12 protein-coding genes are annotated in these 14,954 nt (G+C 41.1%); 3 read left to right on the top strand and 9 right to left on the bottom strand.

Annotated features, from left to right (window positions below):
• Positions 1 to 29: 29 nt before the first annotated feature.
• Entirely contained in the window at positions 30 to 1,208 is a 1,179-nt protein-coding gene (locus BK580_RS01295) for an acetyl-CoA C-acetyltransferase (protein WP_078378586.1), read from the bottom strand.
• 171 nt (positions 1,209 to 1,379) lie between these two features.
• On the bottom strand, positions 1,380 to 3,497 hold the full coding sequence (locus BK580_RS01290; protein WP_078378585.1) for a (Fe-S)-binding protein: 2,118 nt from the start codon (positions 3,495 to 3,497) through the stop codon (positions 1,380 to 1,382).
• A gap of 263 nt (positions 3,498 to 3,760) precedes the next feature.
• On the opposite strand from BK580_RS01290, the gene cls reads away from it, so the two are divergent.
• Positions 3,761 to 4,963: a cardiolipin synthase gene (gene cls / locus BK580_RS01285; RefSeq protein WP_078378584.1), complete on the top strand. Its 1,203-nt coding sequence runs from the start codon at positions 3,761 to 3,763 to the stop codon at positions 4,961 to 4,963.
• Positions 4,964 to 4,992: 29 nt separating this feature from the next.
• Complete coding sequence (gene uvsE / locus BK580_RS01280) at positions 4,993 to 5,946, top strand: UV DNA damage repair endonuclease UvsE (RefSeq protein ID WP_078378583.1); 954 nt, start codon at positions 4,993 to 4,995, stop codon at positions 5,944 to 5,946.
• 62 nt (positions 5,947 to 6,008) lie between these two features.
• Here the strand turns inward: uvsE and BK580_RS01275 are convergent, their stop codons facing one another.
• The 5 genes from BK580_RS01275 to speE form a co-directional block, all read right to left on the bottom strand.
• On the bottom strand, positions 6,009 to 6,188 hold the full coding sequence (locus BK580_RS01275; protein ID WP_078378582.1) for a XapX domain-containing protein: 180 nt from the start codon (positions 6,186 to 6,188) through the stop codon (positions 6,009 to 6,011).
• 167 nt (positions 6,189 to 6,355) lie between these two features.
• Positions 6,356 to 8,026: an arginine--tRNA ligase gene (argS, locus tag BK580_RS01270; RefSeq protein ID WP_078378581.1), complete on the bottom strand. Its 1,671-nt coding sequence runs from the start codon at positions 8,024 to 8,026 to the stop codon at positions 6,356 to 6,358.
• Positions 8,023 to 8,475: a YwiB family protein gene (locus BK580_RS01265; protein ID WP_078378580.1), complete on the bottom strand. Its 453-nt coding sequence runs from the start codon at positions 8,473 to 8,475 to the stop codon at positions 8,023 to 8,025. The genes argS and BK580_RS01265 overlap by 4 nt, the downstream gene beginning before the upstream one ends.
• 478 nt (positions 8,476 to 8,953) lie before the next feature.
• Positions 8,954 to 9,826, bottom strand: coding sequence for an agmatinase (gene speB / locus BK580_RS01260; protein ID WP_078378579.1), 873 nt, complete (start codon positions 9,824 to 9,826; stop codon positions 8,954 to 8,956).
• Positions 9,827 to 9,912: 86 nt separating this feature from the next.
• Positions 9,913 to 10,740, bottom strand: coding sequence for a spermidine synthase (gene speE, locus BK580_RS01255; protein WP_078378578.1), 828 nt, complete (start codon positions 10,738 to 10,740; stop codon positions 9,913 to 9,915).
• Positions 10,741 to 11,104: 364 nt separating this feature from the next.
• On the opposite strand from speE, the gene BK580_RS01250 reads away from it, so the two are divergent.
• Positions 11,105 to 13,174, top strand: coding sequence for a transglycosylase domain-containing protein (locus BK580_RS01250; RefSeq protein ID WP_078378577.1), 2,070 nt, complete (start codon positions 11,105 to 11,107; stop codon positions 13,172 to 13,174).
• A 233-nt stretch (positions 13,175 to 13,407) separates the two neighbouring features.
• Here BK580_RS01250 and BK580_RS01245 read toward each other — a convergent pair whose 3' ends face one another.
• Together BK580_RS01245 and BK580_RS01240 are read right to left on the bottom strand one after the other, a co-directional pair.
• Positions 13,408 to 13,923, bottom strand: a complete 516-nt coding sequence (locus tag BK580_RS01245) for a YwhD family protein (protein ID WP_078378576.1) — start codon at positions 13,921 to 13,923, stop codon at positions 13,408 to 13,410.
• Between the two features lie 327 nt (positions 13,924 to 14,250).
• Positions 14,251 to 14,931, bottom strand: coding sequence for a site-2 protease family protein (locus BK580_RS01240; protein WP_078378575.1), 681 nt, complete (start codon positions 14,929 to 14,931; stop codon positions 14,251 to 14,253).
• Positions 14,932 to 14,954 lie beyond the last annotated feature (23 nt).

Here is a 14,954-nt window from a genome sequence, read left to right as displayed (position 1 = left end):
TGTCGTCCTCCTGTTTTCTCTTCTCTCTATTAAACTTGAATTAAAATCGCATCGCCTTGACCGCCACCACTACAAATCGAGGCTATTCCAAGCCCACCACCGCGACGTTTTAGCTCATGTATCAAGGATACGATAATACGTGCACCACTCGAGCCAATTGGATGGCCTAACGCAACTGCGCCACCGTTCACATTTACTTTTTCCAAATCAAGTCCTGCAAGATTGGCTGAGGCTAATGCCACTGCTGCAAATGCCTCATTTATTTCAAAAAGAGCGATATCTTCAAGCTTAGTGCCTGTTTTCTTTAACAATTCTGTGATTACAAGCCCTGGTGTTTTCGGGAAATCCTTTGCTTCTACCGCAATGGTTGCATGACCTAAAATCGTTGCGATTGGTTGCTTCCCTTCCTTATTAGCACGCTCCTCACTCATTAAAACAAGTGCACTCGCTCCGTCATTAACTCCAGGGGCATTTCCTGCTGTAATCGTGCCATCATGATCAAATGCTGGTCTTAAGGATGCTAGCTTTTCTAATGTTGTATCTTTTCTTGGTGATTCATCTTTACTGATGATAACTGGTTCTCCTTTACGTTGAGGCACCGCTACTGGTACGATTTCTTCTGTAAAAACTCCTTTTTCTGTTGCTTCTATTGCCTTTTGGTGACTTCTAAATGCCCATGCGTCCTGATCTTCTCTAGAAATCTCCATTTCCTTCGCCACGCTATTTCCATACGTTCCCATGTGAACTCCAGTAAATGTGCATGTTAAGCCGTCATGAACCATTAAATCCTTGACCGTGCTATCACCCATTCGCAAACCCCATCTTGCTTTTGGTAAAATATATGGCGCATTACTCATCGATTCCATTCCACCTGCGACGATCACTTCCTCTTCACCAGAACGGATCAGAATATCTGCTAAGGTCACACTTCTCATTCCAGAAGCACATACTTTATTAATCGTTTCTGTTTTGACGTTCCAAGGAAGACCAGCCTTATGTGCCGCTTGACGTGAAGGGATTTGCCCTTGACCACCTTGAAGCACTGTTCCGAAAATAACTTCCCCGACAGAATCAGCTGCAACATCTGCTCTTGTTAATGCTTCTTTAATAGCAACTGCTCCTAAATCCACTGCAGTTAATGTGCTTAATCCCCCAGCAAAACGACCAATTGGTGTACGAACTCCGCTGACGATAACTGTTTTTCCCATTTGAAAATTCCTCCTTTTGATTTGGGTTATAGCAAGCTTTCGCTTATTTATAGGTAACCGCTTTCAATTTCGTGACTGAACGCTCGCTCAGTTCTTCTAAAAGAGTTTGGTGTACGCAATCATGTCGTTCGATCGCGTACACCTTTATTTTCTATAAAACTACTAATCTTCTTATGACACTAATTCTTTCTTTTCTTCACCAAAGATGGATTTCTCTAGAAGCTCTGCTACATCGTAGGTGCCAACCTCTTCTTCTACTTCCTTCGCCTTCGTGCCGTCTGATAGCATTGTTAAACAATATGGACAGCCAGAGCTGATGACGCTTGGCGCTACTTCTAATGCTTGTTCGGTACGGGCCACGTTGACGCGTGTGCCTGTGTCCTCTTCCATCCACATTAGTCCTCCACCCGCTCCACAGCACATGCCTGTATCACGGTTACGTTTCATTTCGATAAGCGTTACACCTGGTATTGCTTTCAAAATGTCACGCGGTGGCTCATATACTTCGTTGTATCTTCCTAAATAACAGGAGTCATGGAAGGTAATCGTTTCGTTCACCTCGTGTTGTGGTGTTAATTTACCTGTCTTTACAAGCTCTGCTAAAAGCTCTGTATGGTGAAGAACTTCGGCTTCTAACCCGAAATCTGGATACTCATTTTTGAAAATATTGTAAGCATGCGGATCAATCGTCACTATTTTCTTCACTTCGTTTTTCTCGAATTCCGCAATGTTTGAAGTGGCAAGTTCTTGGAATAGGAATTCATTCCCAAGACGACGCGGGGTATCGCCAGAGTTTTTCTCTTTATTTCCTAAAATCGCAAATTTTACGCCTGCTTCATTTAACAGCTTCGCGAAAGATATCGCGATTTTTTGTGAGCGATTATCAAAAGATCCCATGGACCCTACCCAGAACAGGTATTCAAATTCCTCGCCTGCTTTTTTCACTTCTTTTACAGTTGGGATTTTCACTTCTGGTGCTACTTCACGCCAGTTTTCACGCTCTTTACGGTTTAGGCCCCATGGATTTCCTTGACGCTCAATGTTGGTCATCGCACGCTGCGCATCTGCATCCATTTTCCCTTCTGTTAAGACAAGGTAACGACGGAGGTCAATAATTTTATCGACATGCTCGTTCATTACTGGGCATTGGTCCTCACAGTTACGACAGGTCGTACAGGCCCAAATTTCCTCTTCCGTAATGACATCGCCAATTAAGCTTGGGCTATACTCGATGGTTGCAGCACTTTCCTGTGCTCCCTTGCCAGCCGCGGCTAATGCAAGCTGATTTCCTTGCGTCTTATTAAAGGCGAAGGTTGGGACCCAAGGAGATTTGGACGTGATTGCCGCTCCTTTGTCTGTTAAGTGATCACGAATTTTCACAATTAAGTCCATTGGCGACAGCATCTTACCAGTTCCTGTTGCTGGACACATATTCGTACAACGACCACATTCTACACATGCGTACATATCAATCAGCTGTAGTTGAGTGAAATCCTCTACCTTCCCTACCCCGAATGACTCTTGCGTTTCATCTTCAAAATCAATCTTTTCTAATTTCCCAGCGTTAGTTGTACGGTGGAAAAATACATTCGCAGGCCCAGCTATTAAATGGGCATGCTTGGATTGCGGTACATATACTAAGAAAGCTAGTAAGAATAGTAAGTGAATCCACCAGCCAATATAGAACAATACGATTGCTGCTGTTGTATTAATCCAGCCGAAAAGGAAAGCAACTGCCGAAGCAACTGGCTCACTCCAGGTTAAGCCGTGATCATGCCAGATTAACCCCATCCCGTTGGAGAATAATACAGAAACCATTAAGCCACCAATAAAGATGAGGACAAGTCCTGATTTAAAGCCTCTCTTAAGGCGAACAAGCTTTTCCACATAACGGCGGTGAAAAGCCCATACCACTGCTACTAAAATCATAAGTGTTACAAGCTCTTGAAAAAATGTAAACACCGGATAGAGCGGTCCGAGCGGTAAGTGTGCGTTCGGAAATAACCCTTTAATAATTAAATCAATCGCACCGAGCTGAACCATTAAAAACCCATAGAAAAACATGACATGGATGATTCCACTCTTTTTATCCTTTAAAAGTTTCTTCTGGCCAAACACGTTGACCCATACTTTGTCTAATCTTTCTTTAACTTTGTTATCAAATTCGACTTTCTTGCCGAGCTTGATAAATTGTATTCTTGTTCTGATTAAGTAAACAAACAAAGATACTGCGTAAGCGGTTACAATTATCGTTAAAATCCAGTTGGCAATTAACAAACCGTTCCCCACATCTCCCCACTCCTTTCATGTCTTCTTTTTAATGTTTGGAAAGAATATAATTTTCAGAACTTTATTTTAACTCTATCTTATCTTCTGAATGAGCATTCAGTCAACACCTATTGTAAAAAATAAAGCGGAACTTTTAGAAAAATTCTTCCATTCACAATTATTAGACATGTTATCCTCTTTCTCCTGCTTGCTTCTTGGTTTAGTCTGGATAATTAATTATTTTTAGTAGAAACTAGAAGGAAGATTTTGCAGGAGGGGTATATATGGCGTTTGCACTATCAATAGGGATTTTGCTTGTCCTCATCGTTGTCTGGCTGATTATTGACTTTCAGTTAGGTAGGAAAAATCATTTAAAAAAAGTATCCAAAAAAGAATTCCCAAAAAGACATAGCGACATGACTCTATATACAAATGGTTCCGCTCTTTTCAATGACCTTTTTCAAGATTTGCGTAACGCCGATCATCATATTCATTCTCTCTTTTATATTGTGCAGGATGATCATATTAGCAAAGAGTTTTTTTCGATTCTCATCGATAAGGCTAGAAAAGGTGTCGAAGTACGGTTGCTTCTAGATCGTGTGGGCTCGAAAAATGTGAAAAAGCAACAAATTCAGGAGCTAAAAGATAACAATATCGAGGTCTATTACTGCCATCTTCCTACTTTTCCCTATTTTTTTTATAGCTTAAATCAACGGAATCATCGAAAAATAACCGTGGTTGATGGGACAATTGGCTATATTGGTGGTTTTAATATTGGAAAGGAGTACTTGGGCCAAGACCCTGAGCTTGGAGTATGGCGTGATTACCATTTAAAAATGCTTGGTGAAGGTGTACAAGATCTTCAATCACAGTTTTTACAAGATTGGTTAGAGGAATCAAGGGTAGACCTTACCACTGCACCTCAGTATTTCCCACCTTTAACGAAAGGAAAAAGTCTACATCAAATCGTTCCTACAAACGGAGCGTTTTTGAGTGACACGTTTTTAATGCTTCTTAAAAGAGCTCAGAAATCGGTTATGATTTGCACACCGTATTTTATCCCTAGCGAAAAATTGTTGGATGAGCTTTTATATACGCTAAGCAAGGGCATAAAAGTAACGATTTTAGTTCCTGTAAAAGAAGATCATCCCCTTGTTCGCGATGCTGCCTTTCCTTACTATCCCGCATTGATTGAGGCTGGTGCAGAGATCTATCGTTTTTATCAAGGTTTTTACCACGCCAAAGTTATTGTTATAGATGATAAGGTTTGCGATATTGGTACAGCAAACTTCGATAAGCGCAGTCTTTTTCTTAATCATGAAATCAACTGTCTTATTTTTGATACGAATTTTATTAAACAGACTACCTCAGAAATTATGGAGGACATTCATAACTCAGAGAAATTAACAATGGAGTTCATTCAAAACCGCTCCCTTTTGGAAAAAGGGAAAGAACAGCTGACTAAAATAATTTCACCGCTTTTATAGCAGCATTTTGAAGGCTAGGGGGATCGATGATGAGGATACGATTTGGCTTTGTCGGCCAGGTTTGGAATATGTGGGATGCTTCTCCTTCCAAAACGCTCACCTTTACGCGTTATCAGCAGTTATCGACGGAAGAGAGGCAGGAAAAGCTACTGGATGTCACTCGGCAAAATTTAACGAATACATTGCGTACGATTTACTATTGTATTGCTCACGATATCAAGGTGTTTCGCTTCTCCTCTTCCATTGTCCCACTCGCCACGCATCCTGAGGTGAAGTGGGATTTTATTTCTCATTTCAGGTCGGAATTTAAAGAAATTGGAGATTTGGTAAAGCAGTACGGGATGCGGGTTAGCTTTCATCCTAATCAGTTTACCTTGTTTACGAGCGATAAGCCGCATATTACCGAAAATGCAGTCGAGAATATGATGTATCATTATGAGATGTTAAAGGCGATGGAGTTAGAACAGAATAGTACCATTAATATTCATGTCGGTGGAGCTTATGGTAATAAGGAGTTGGCGTTAGAGCGCTTTTTAGAAAATATTAAGCGATTGCCAGAACCTGTTTTTAAGCGAATGACTTTGGAGAATGATGATAAGACATATACAACGGAGGAAACGCTAACGCTATGTGAAAAGCTTGGCATTCCACTAGTTTTTGACTACCATCATGAGTTTGCTAATCCAAGTGAGACTTCTTGGGAAGAATTATTGCCCCGTGTTTATGAGTCGTGGAGCTCGATTGGGATTATTCCAAAAATCCATATCTCCTCCCCTGTTTCCGAAAAGAAGCTGAGGCATCATGCCGATTATGTGGACTTGGAGTTTCTCCAGGAGTTTTTGCAGGTCGTGGTCCGTCTTGGGCAAGATGTAGACTTTATGATTGAGGCTAAACGTAAAGACGAAGCCGCCCTGCAGCTCGTCGAAGAAATCGCCAAATTCCGCAGCGTAAAGCGCATTGGCGGAGCGATGATTGAATGGTAAGTGAAAAGGTGCCTGGCCCCAAATGGTTAAATTACCCATTTGAGGCCAGGCACCTCATTCTTTTATTCCACCGCTCTGCCGAACAGTGGGGAAATGATCATGAATAGTCTGTAGCCGAGGTAGATGCCGACGATTCCGATGATACCGGAGAAGACTGGTGGTGCTGGGATTGGTAGGCGGAATAGGGCAAATAGGAAGCCAACTAGTAGGCCTGTTAATAGTGCTAATAAACTTTCTTTCATGGTTGAAAAACTCCTTCGTTGCTGATGTTCAAAAAGTCCGGTAAAAATAAATTTTTGAACACGCACTTATTGTTGAATTCAATCTCTTTTATTTTTCAGTATCACCAAAAAAAGGTTCACTACTCATAAAAGTAGTGAGCCTTAAATGGTAATCGTAACCTATCTGATTACATTTTCTCAGGCGCGGATACTCCAATTAAGCGTAATGCGTCCTGCAATGTAATTTGTACTGCTTTCATTAGTGCGAGACGTGCTTTTGACTTTTCCATATTGTCTGCATCTAACACTTTTTCTGCGTTGTAGAAACTGTGTAATGCCGATGATAATTCAAATGTATAGTTCGTGATACGATGTGGAATCCGTTTTTGCGCCGCTTCTGCTACTGCAAGTGGGTATTCCCCAAGTTTTTTCAATAAGTCGATTTCTTTTTCTGCATGGATGTGCTCTAATGCAAATTCACCATCTAATGTTAAACCAAGCTCTTCTCCTTGACGAAGCATGCTGCAAATACGCGCATGTGCGTATTGGGCATAGAATACTGGATTTTCATTAGATTGTGACACTGCTAAGTCCATATCAAAGTCTAAGTGTGTGTCACCACTGCGCATTGCGAAGAAATAACGAACAGCATCTAACCCTACTTCTTCCATTAGGTCACGCATCGTTACCGCTTTTCCTGTACGCTTACTCATTTTCATTTTTTCCCCGTTTTGGAATAAATGAACGAGCTGGATTATTTCCACTTCAAGCGCGTCTTTGCCGTAGCCTAACGCCTCGATCGCTGCTTTCATACGAGGGATATAACCATGGTGGTCTGCTCCCCAAATATTGATCAGCTTATCGTGCCCGCGCTTTAGCTTATCTTGATGGTAAGCAATATCCGGCGTTAAATAAGTGTAAGAGCCATCATTTTTTATTAATACACGGTTCTTATCATCACCAAACTCCATAGAACGGAACCAAGTCGCACCTTCTTCTTCATAAATATGGCCTTTTTCACGAAGCGTCGAAAGCGCATCATCAATCTTGCCATTATGGTATAAAGATGTTTCTGAGTACCACACATCAAAACGTACACGGAACTCTTCTAGATCTTGTTGAAGCTTTTTCATTTCATATTTAAGACCGTATTCACGGAAAAAGCTACGGCGGTCCTCTTCTGATTCGTGCACAAAGCGATCGCCATATTCATCGGCAATTGCTTGTCCGATTCCAATGATATCTTTTCCATGGTACCCGTCTTCTGGCATTGCTTTCTCTTGACCTAGCGCTTGGAAGTAGCGAGCTTCTACTGATAATGCCAGGTTGTTTATTTGGTTACCAGCATCATTAATATAGTATTCTCTTGTCACACTATAGCCAGCTTTTTCTAACACATTACAAAGAGAATCACCTACTGCAGCTCCACGGGCATGCCCTAAATGCAAGTCTCCTGTTGGATTGGCAGATACAAACTCGACGTTAATTTTCTCCCCATTACCCACATTAGATTTTCCATAATCAGCACCTTGTGTAAGAACAGTTGGAATTAAATCTGTTAAGTACGAATTGTTCATGTAAAAGTTGATAAAGCCAGGTCCAGCGATGTCTATTTTTTCAATAGATGCTTTGGACTGATCAAAATTCTTTACAAGCTCTTCCGCAATCATTCGTGGCGCTTTTTTTGCTACACGTGCTAATTGCATCGCCATGTTTGTCGAGTAATCCCCATTTGCCTTGTCCTTTGGCGTTTCTAACACTACATCTGGAATTTGCTCTTCTGTTGCCAATCCTGCTTTAATGACAGCATCTTTAATTTCAGTTTTTAAGCGCTCTTGCACCTGTTCTACTATGTTCATTTCGCTTGTTCCTCCTCATAGTGAATCGTAATAAAATATTGCCCGGTTAATTGCCCTTGCACTTTTAGTTGATATTGAAGCTGAATGGAGCCTCTGTTTTTCTGAGGATCCTGCATTTTCACAACTTTTTCAGTATCAATGTCAAGATGAAAACTACCGAAGTCACTCTCAAGGGTACCAGCAGTTTGCTCCCCCGCTCGGAATGATTGTCTCATTTTCACTGAGCCAGAACGACCGACCCAAACCTCTTGATTAGATATTTTATAAATGACATCGACCTTTTCTCTGCCTTCATAATCCTCAGAAAAAACGATGTATTCTGTTTCACCTTTTATGTAGTATTGACCATTTGATTCAAAAGCCATAACCTGCGTTTCCTGCTCATGAAGAATTTCGGACTTAAACTTCACCTTGATCGGCATTTTCGCGTTGTTTTGCTTGTGATGCAACCGTGACACTTCCTTTATGTGAACGCCATTGGCGAGCTTATACTTTTCTGTAACTTACCTAGTATAAAACAAGTAGTGGAGCAAGTTCAATAGGAGGGGTATTTGTTTATGAAGAAATTGAAGCGCTCATCTTAATAATTGCCTCTGTTATGGTTCATTGTTGATTTTCGTGTAGGTATGGGAATTCATAGGCGGAGAATTTCCGACTAATGTATATCGAGAAGCTTAAGAAGCAGATATAAGCGGAGATATTCCGATTAACTGCTCTAAATAAGATAAAATCCAAGGATTTGGATAATATAAACGGAAAAACTTCCTTTATTTTTAAGGAAATATAGGTATTTCCAAATTTAAGCGGAATTTTACCGTTTATTTTTCAAACACAGTAAAATCAACATTCACTTTTATCAGAGCCTAATAATTAAAAAGAGCCCCGTCCACACGACTTGTTACTCGTCATGGACAAGGCTCTCTGTCATTATTTTACCCAGCCAAGAATCATTTCACGAATGAGTTTGCTTGCTGTGTTTGCTGTTTGTTCAGATGGGTCATAGATTGGTGCTACTTCTACTAGATCTGCTCCTACTACGTTGACTTCAGAGCGTGCAATCTCATGGATAGAAGCTAAAAGCTCACGAGATGTAATGCCTCCGCAATCTACTGTCCCTGTACCAGGTGCATGTGCTGGATCTAATACGTCGATGTCGATTGTTACATAAACAGGACGGCCAGCTAGTGTCGGCAGGATTTCTTTTAACGGCTCTAGCACTTCAAATTTCGAAATGTGCATGCCTACTTCCTTGGCCCATTGGAATTCTTCTCTCATTCCAGAGCGGATACCAAAGGAGTAAACATTAGTTGGTCCGATTAAGTTCGCAGCCTTTTTAATTGGCGTGGAGTGGGAAAGTGGCTCCCCTTCATAATCGTCGCGAAGATCTGTGTGCGCATCCATGTGGATAATTGCAAGATCTGGATATTTTTTGTGCATCGCTTTAATAACTGGCCAAGACACTAAATGTTCGCCACCCATTCCAAGTGGGAACTTATCTGCCGCTAAAAGCTGATCTATGTACTCCTCGATCATCTCGATGCTTTTTTGTGGATTTCCAAAAGGTAGTGGAATGTCTCCAGCATCAAAATATTTCACTTCTTCCAGCTCACGATCAAGATAAGGACTGAATTCCTCAAGTCCAATGGAAACCTCGCGGATACGAGAAGGACCGAAACGTGAACCTGGACGATAACTAACGGTCCAATCCATCGGCATTCCATAGATTACTGCTTGACTGTCTTCAAAGCTTGGATGGCTTTTGATAAATACGTTACCTGAGTATGCTTCGTCAAAGCGCATGTGTAGGTTCCTCCTTTGGGGCATGGCCCCTTATTACATATATACCCAAATGGGGTCAGGCCCCATTTGGGCTTTTTTCACTTATTTTACTTAATTAAATCCCCAACAAACTTAGGCAATGCAAATGCCGCCTTGTGAAGCTCTTTTGTGTAGTACTTCGTTTCGATTTCGTGGAAGCGGTCTTCTGTTACTTCCAGTGGATCGTGTTTTTTGGATCCGATCGTGAATGTCCACATTCCGCTTGGGTATGTTGGGATGTTCGCGATGTATAGGCGTGTAATCGGGAAGATTTCGCGTACGTCACGTTGTACGTTTGTGATTAGTTCTGGTGTGAACCAAGGATTGTCTGTTTGTGCAACGAATACACCGTCTTCTTTTAACGCTTTTGAGATTCCTGCATAGAAGCCTTTTGTGAATAGGTTAACTGCTGGGCCTACTGGCTCTGTGGAGTCAACCATAATTACGTCGTATACGTTTTCGCTTTCTGCGATGTGCATGAAGCCGTCTCCAACTTTTACTTCAACGCGTGCGTCGTCTAGCATGCCTGCGATTTCAGGTAGGTAGATTTTCGAGTACTCGATTACTTTGCCATCGATTTCTACTAGTGTCGCTTTTTTCACGCTTGGGTGCTTTAATACTTCACGAATTACACCACCGTCACCGCCGCCTACTACTAAAACGTTCTCTGGGTTGGGGTGAGTGAATAATGGAACGTGTGCCACCATTTCGTGGTAAACGAACTCGTCTTTTTGTGTTGTCATAACCATGCCATCTAATACGAGCATGTTTCCGAATTCTTCTGTTTCTACCATGTCTAGTTTTTGAAACTCGGTTTGTTCTGTATGTAAAGTGCGCTTAATTTTCGCTGTAATTCCAAAATTCTTTGTTTGATATTCTGTGTACCATAATTCCATTTGTACAACTTCCCTTCGTTTTTTATTAGATCCGTTAGGTTGTTAGTTTCTTGCTTTAAATCCTAACTCGTCTCATTCGTAAGGCTGCATTTAGTGCTTCCTTTTGCTTTCTATCCAATTAAATCTTCGCTTTTATCGTTCCCTAACCATAAAAATTGCAAACATAAATTAATTTTTATACAACAAGAAAAAAGTATAGATGAATCTAGCAAAAATTCAAGTTAAAATTTTATTTTTTTTGAAAATGTTTAAAACGGGGGAAAGGTTTTCATACTGAGAAGTAATAGTATGTGTAGAAATATAGAAAATGGATTGTTCAGGACTATTAAATATAATTCTTTTGTCATAAAGGGGGCTCGTGGAAATGGAATTGATCACAAATGATAGATTGCAGCAGGTTTTAAAAATGGTTCGTGCGCTTATTTTTATTTTATTTATCCTAGCAATCTTGTTGTTTCTAGTGATTAGTGGTGTGCTGATTTATGCAAAATCAAAAGGGGCGCCTCCTCTTGCCGTGACCCAATCTTCTATCATTTACAGTAAAGATGGGTCTATTATCGGGGAGGCACATAGCGGAGAGAAGCGATATTGGGTGGGGGTGGAGGATGTTTCTCCTCACCTCATTGATGCAACGATTGCTGTAGAGGATCGGCGCTTTTTTACACACCATGGTTTTGATCCGAAAAGGATTGCAGGAGCGTTGCTTGCTGACATTAAGGCGATGGCAAAGGTCCAAGGAGCAAGTACCATTTCTCAGCAGTATGCCCGTAATCTTTTTTTAGAACACGAAAAAACATGGAAGCGAAAAATAGAGGAAGCGTTGTACACTATTCGAATCGAAGCCAATTATACAAAGGAAGAGATTTTAGAGGGGTATTTAAATACGATTTATTACGGCCATGGCGCGTATGGAGTTGAATCCGCGTCCTATTATTATTTTGGCAAGCCGGCACGTGATTTAAATTTGGCAGAAGCAAGTATGTTAGCTGGGATTCCAAAGGGGCCGAGTGTTTTTTCGCCTTTTGCCGATCAGGAGCGGGCTTTAACTCGGCAAAAGACTGTACTTCAGTCGATGGTGGACAATAAAAATATTACGAGTGAGGAAGTTGCTCTTACATTAGCAACCCCCTTAGTATATGGCAACCGCGAGCATTTACCGAAGGAATTTATGGCCCCTTACTTCCAAGATGCTGTCCGTTCTGTTATTAAAAATGACTTAAAGCTACAGGAAGAGTTAGAAATGGGTGGGCTGCACATCTATACGACACTAGACCCAGAACTTCAAGCAATTGCTGAACAAGAAATTGATGCGACATTCGACCCTACCTCCAACATGCAGGTTGGCTTTGTGTCGATGGAGCCGAAATCTGGAAGGGTTCTTGCGTTAGTAGGTGGACGGAATTATGAAGAAAGTCCTTATAATCGCGTTACTCAAGCGGAAAGACAGCCTGGTTCTACCTTTAAACCGTTTCTATACTATCGTGCATTAGAGCAAGGTTTCACCCCTTCCACTGGCTTTAGAAGTGAGGTAACTACATTTCAAGTAGACGATGGTCGTTCTACCTATACACCGCATAATTTTAACAATTATTATGCGAACGATACGTTAACGATGATGCAGGCGTTACCACTTTCTGATAATGTGTATGCCGTGAAAGCACATTTACTATTAGGGAAAACCGAGTTGGCAAAGCAGGCAAAAAAGCTTGGCATTACTTCAAATCTGAACCCAGTACCGTCGCTTGCATTAGGAACATCCCCTGTTCGCGTGCTAGATATGGCGAATGCCTATAGTATTTTTGCCAATGGTGGAAACGAAGTGAAACCCGTTTTTATCGAAAAGGTGGTTAATTATCGCGGCGAGGTGCTTTTTGAACGGGAAAGAGAGTCCAAGGAGCTTTTAGATCCTGACGTTACTTTCGTACTGAACCATATGATGACTGGCATGTTTGATACTACGTTAAACGGCTATATGGCTGTTACAGGAAATGCGATTCGTGATCAGCTTACTCGTCCTTATGCTGGAAAATCCGGATCGACGGAGACTGATAGCTGGATGATCGGCTACACTCCCCAGTTGGTTAGTGCTGTTTGGACTGGCTATGATCGCGATCAATCGATTTCATTATGGACTGAGAAACAGTATGCGAAGACAATATGGGCAGGCTTTATGGAGAAGGCGTTGGAAAATAAATCGGTCATTGCCTTTCGTCCTACAGAAAATGTCGTTGCCGTACAGGTGAATCCACAGAGCGGCTTATTATCAACTGCAGATTGCCCTGTCTCAAGAATGACGTATTATCTAAAAGGAACCGAACCAACAGAATTTTGCATGGCTCATACAGAAAATGTCGAGGAAGAGACTAGTTTGCCGGAAGAACCTACTCCGGATAAAGTAGAGAAATGGTGGAAGAAAATCGTACCTTGGTTATAGGAAAGGAAAGCTAGCGAAGACTAATCTTATCTAATAAAGCGTGATAAAAATTATATCCTGAAAAAGTTTAAACCCCCGAAAGAATTCTCTCGGGGGTTAAAGGTGTCCTAGCCTTCCATGTGTTCTATACACATGTAGATTAAGTTTACTTTTTTTACTGTAATAACTCAAGTAGGTAACGAGGAACGTTCAAAAAAATGTCACAACTTTATTTTTGATATCCTATTGACATTTTATTTCGTTGCTAACTGATTTTTCAATTCTTCTAATGAACGCTCCCACATTCCACTGTCATGAGTCATTAAATAGTTTTGCAAGATAGTTTTTGAGCGATCATCCATATGGTCTACCATAATATGACGTTTCATTGATTTGTCCATTTTGTTCACATGCTCAGGCAAGGATTTGTATCCTCTTCTGATAGAGCGGTCCACTGTCATTTCACAAGCAGTCACCCCTGCATAATAGGGCCCTTCTAGCTTTCGGTCGATTGTTACCCAGACAAGCCAAAATGGTTTACCATTAGGTACTTCCTCTTTAGTTTTCAAAAACTTAATTCCTTTTTCCACCGAACTTCTTGCATGCATCGCACCAATATCAACAAATGCTTCGCCACCCTCTACATCGACAAATACAGGTGACACATTATCCAAACTTAACGCCCCAATACCAAACCCACCATGCCCATCTGTTGGATCACTTTTTATAATATTAAACCCAATAGATTTCTTTTTCTTTTCCTGGTCCATAAAACTTCCCCCTTAATCTAATACTATTTCAGATATAACTTATTATCCTGCCACTACTTAACATAAATCCATATTAATCTTATTCGTTAATCTCCACCCCAAGCAATTCATATGTAAATTGAACCGTGGATCATGAAAATGAGACTTAGGTTGGTTAACGATATAGTAAACCCGTCCCCCCTGTTGATCGGAGTGCAAGGTGTGAGACTCCTGCGGGAGGAAGGGACAAGGGAGACCCCGCAGGCCGCTAGGCCGAGGAGGCTCCCGGACCGCCCGCGGAAAGCGAACACCTGGCACGGAGATCAACAGGGTTTTAAATGAGTGACCTTAATGTAAAAACAGAGCCGTAAACCATTGCATAAGTGTTCCCTGTACAAAAGGTATCACATCATACAAAATCGGCCTAATTGTATAATCACCAAGACTTGTAAAAATTAACACTAAGAAAATTAACACACCATATGGTTCTAGTTGTGTCATTTTTGCCCGAAAATGAGCTGGTGCAAGATCCTCTAAAATTCGGTAGCCATCAAGTGGCGGAAACGGTAGTAAATTAAAGATAAACAGCAACACATTTAAATACGTAAATATACTAAAAAACGTTTCTATTATCTCCCGAACCGTAACCGACAATCCATCCAACATTCCAAAGCCTAACATAAAAAAGAAGATAAAATAACCAATGCAGGCAAGTAATAAGTTGCTAAGTGGTCCAGCCAAGGATACCAATATTCCTGCTAGCTTTGGACGCTTAAAATGAAATCGATTAACAGGCACTGGTTTAGCCCACCCAAATCCCGCAATAAAAATAAGGATTGTCCCAATCGGATCTAGATGTACATGCGGCGCTAACGTTAACCTGCCCTGATTTTTAGCGGTTGGATCGCCAAACTTGTACGCTACAAATGCATGGGCATATTCGTGAAGCGTAAAAGCAATGATAAGTGTGATTGCGATATATGGAACAAGCTCCAAATCAAAAGGTAAAAAACTTAAAAGACCTTCCAAACATTTTCCCCTTTTCTATACGT

Source organism: Sutcliffiella halmapala (assembly GCF_002019665.1).
In the GTDB taxonomy this organism is placed as follows: domain Bacteria; phylum Bacillota; class Bacilli; order Bacillales; family Bacillaceae_I; genus Sutcliffiella_A; species Sutcliffiella_A halmapala.
This window is presented reverse-complemented; position numbering and strand designations above follow the sequence as displayed.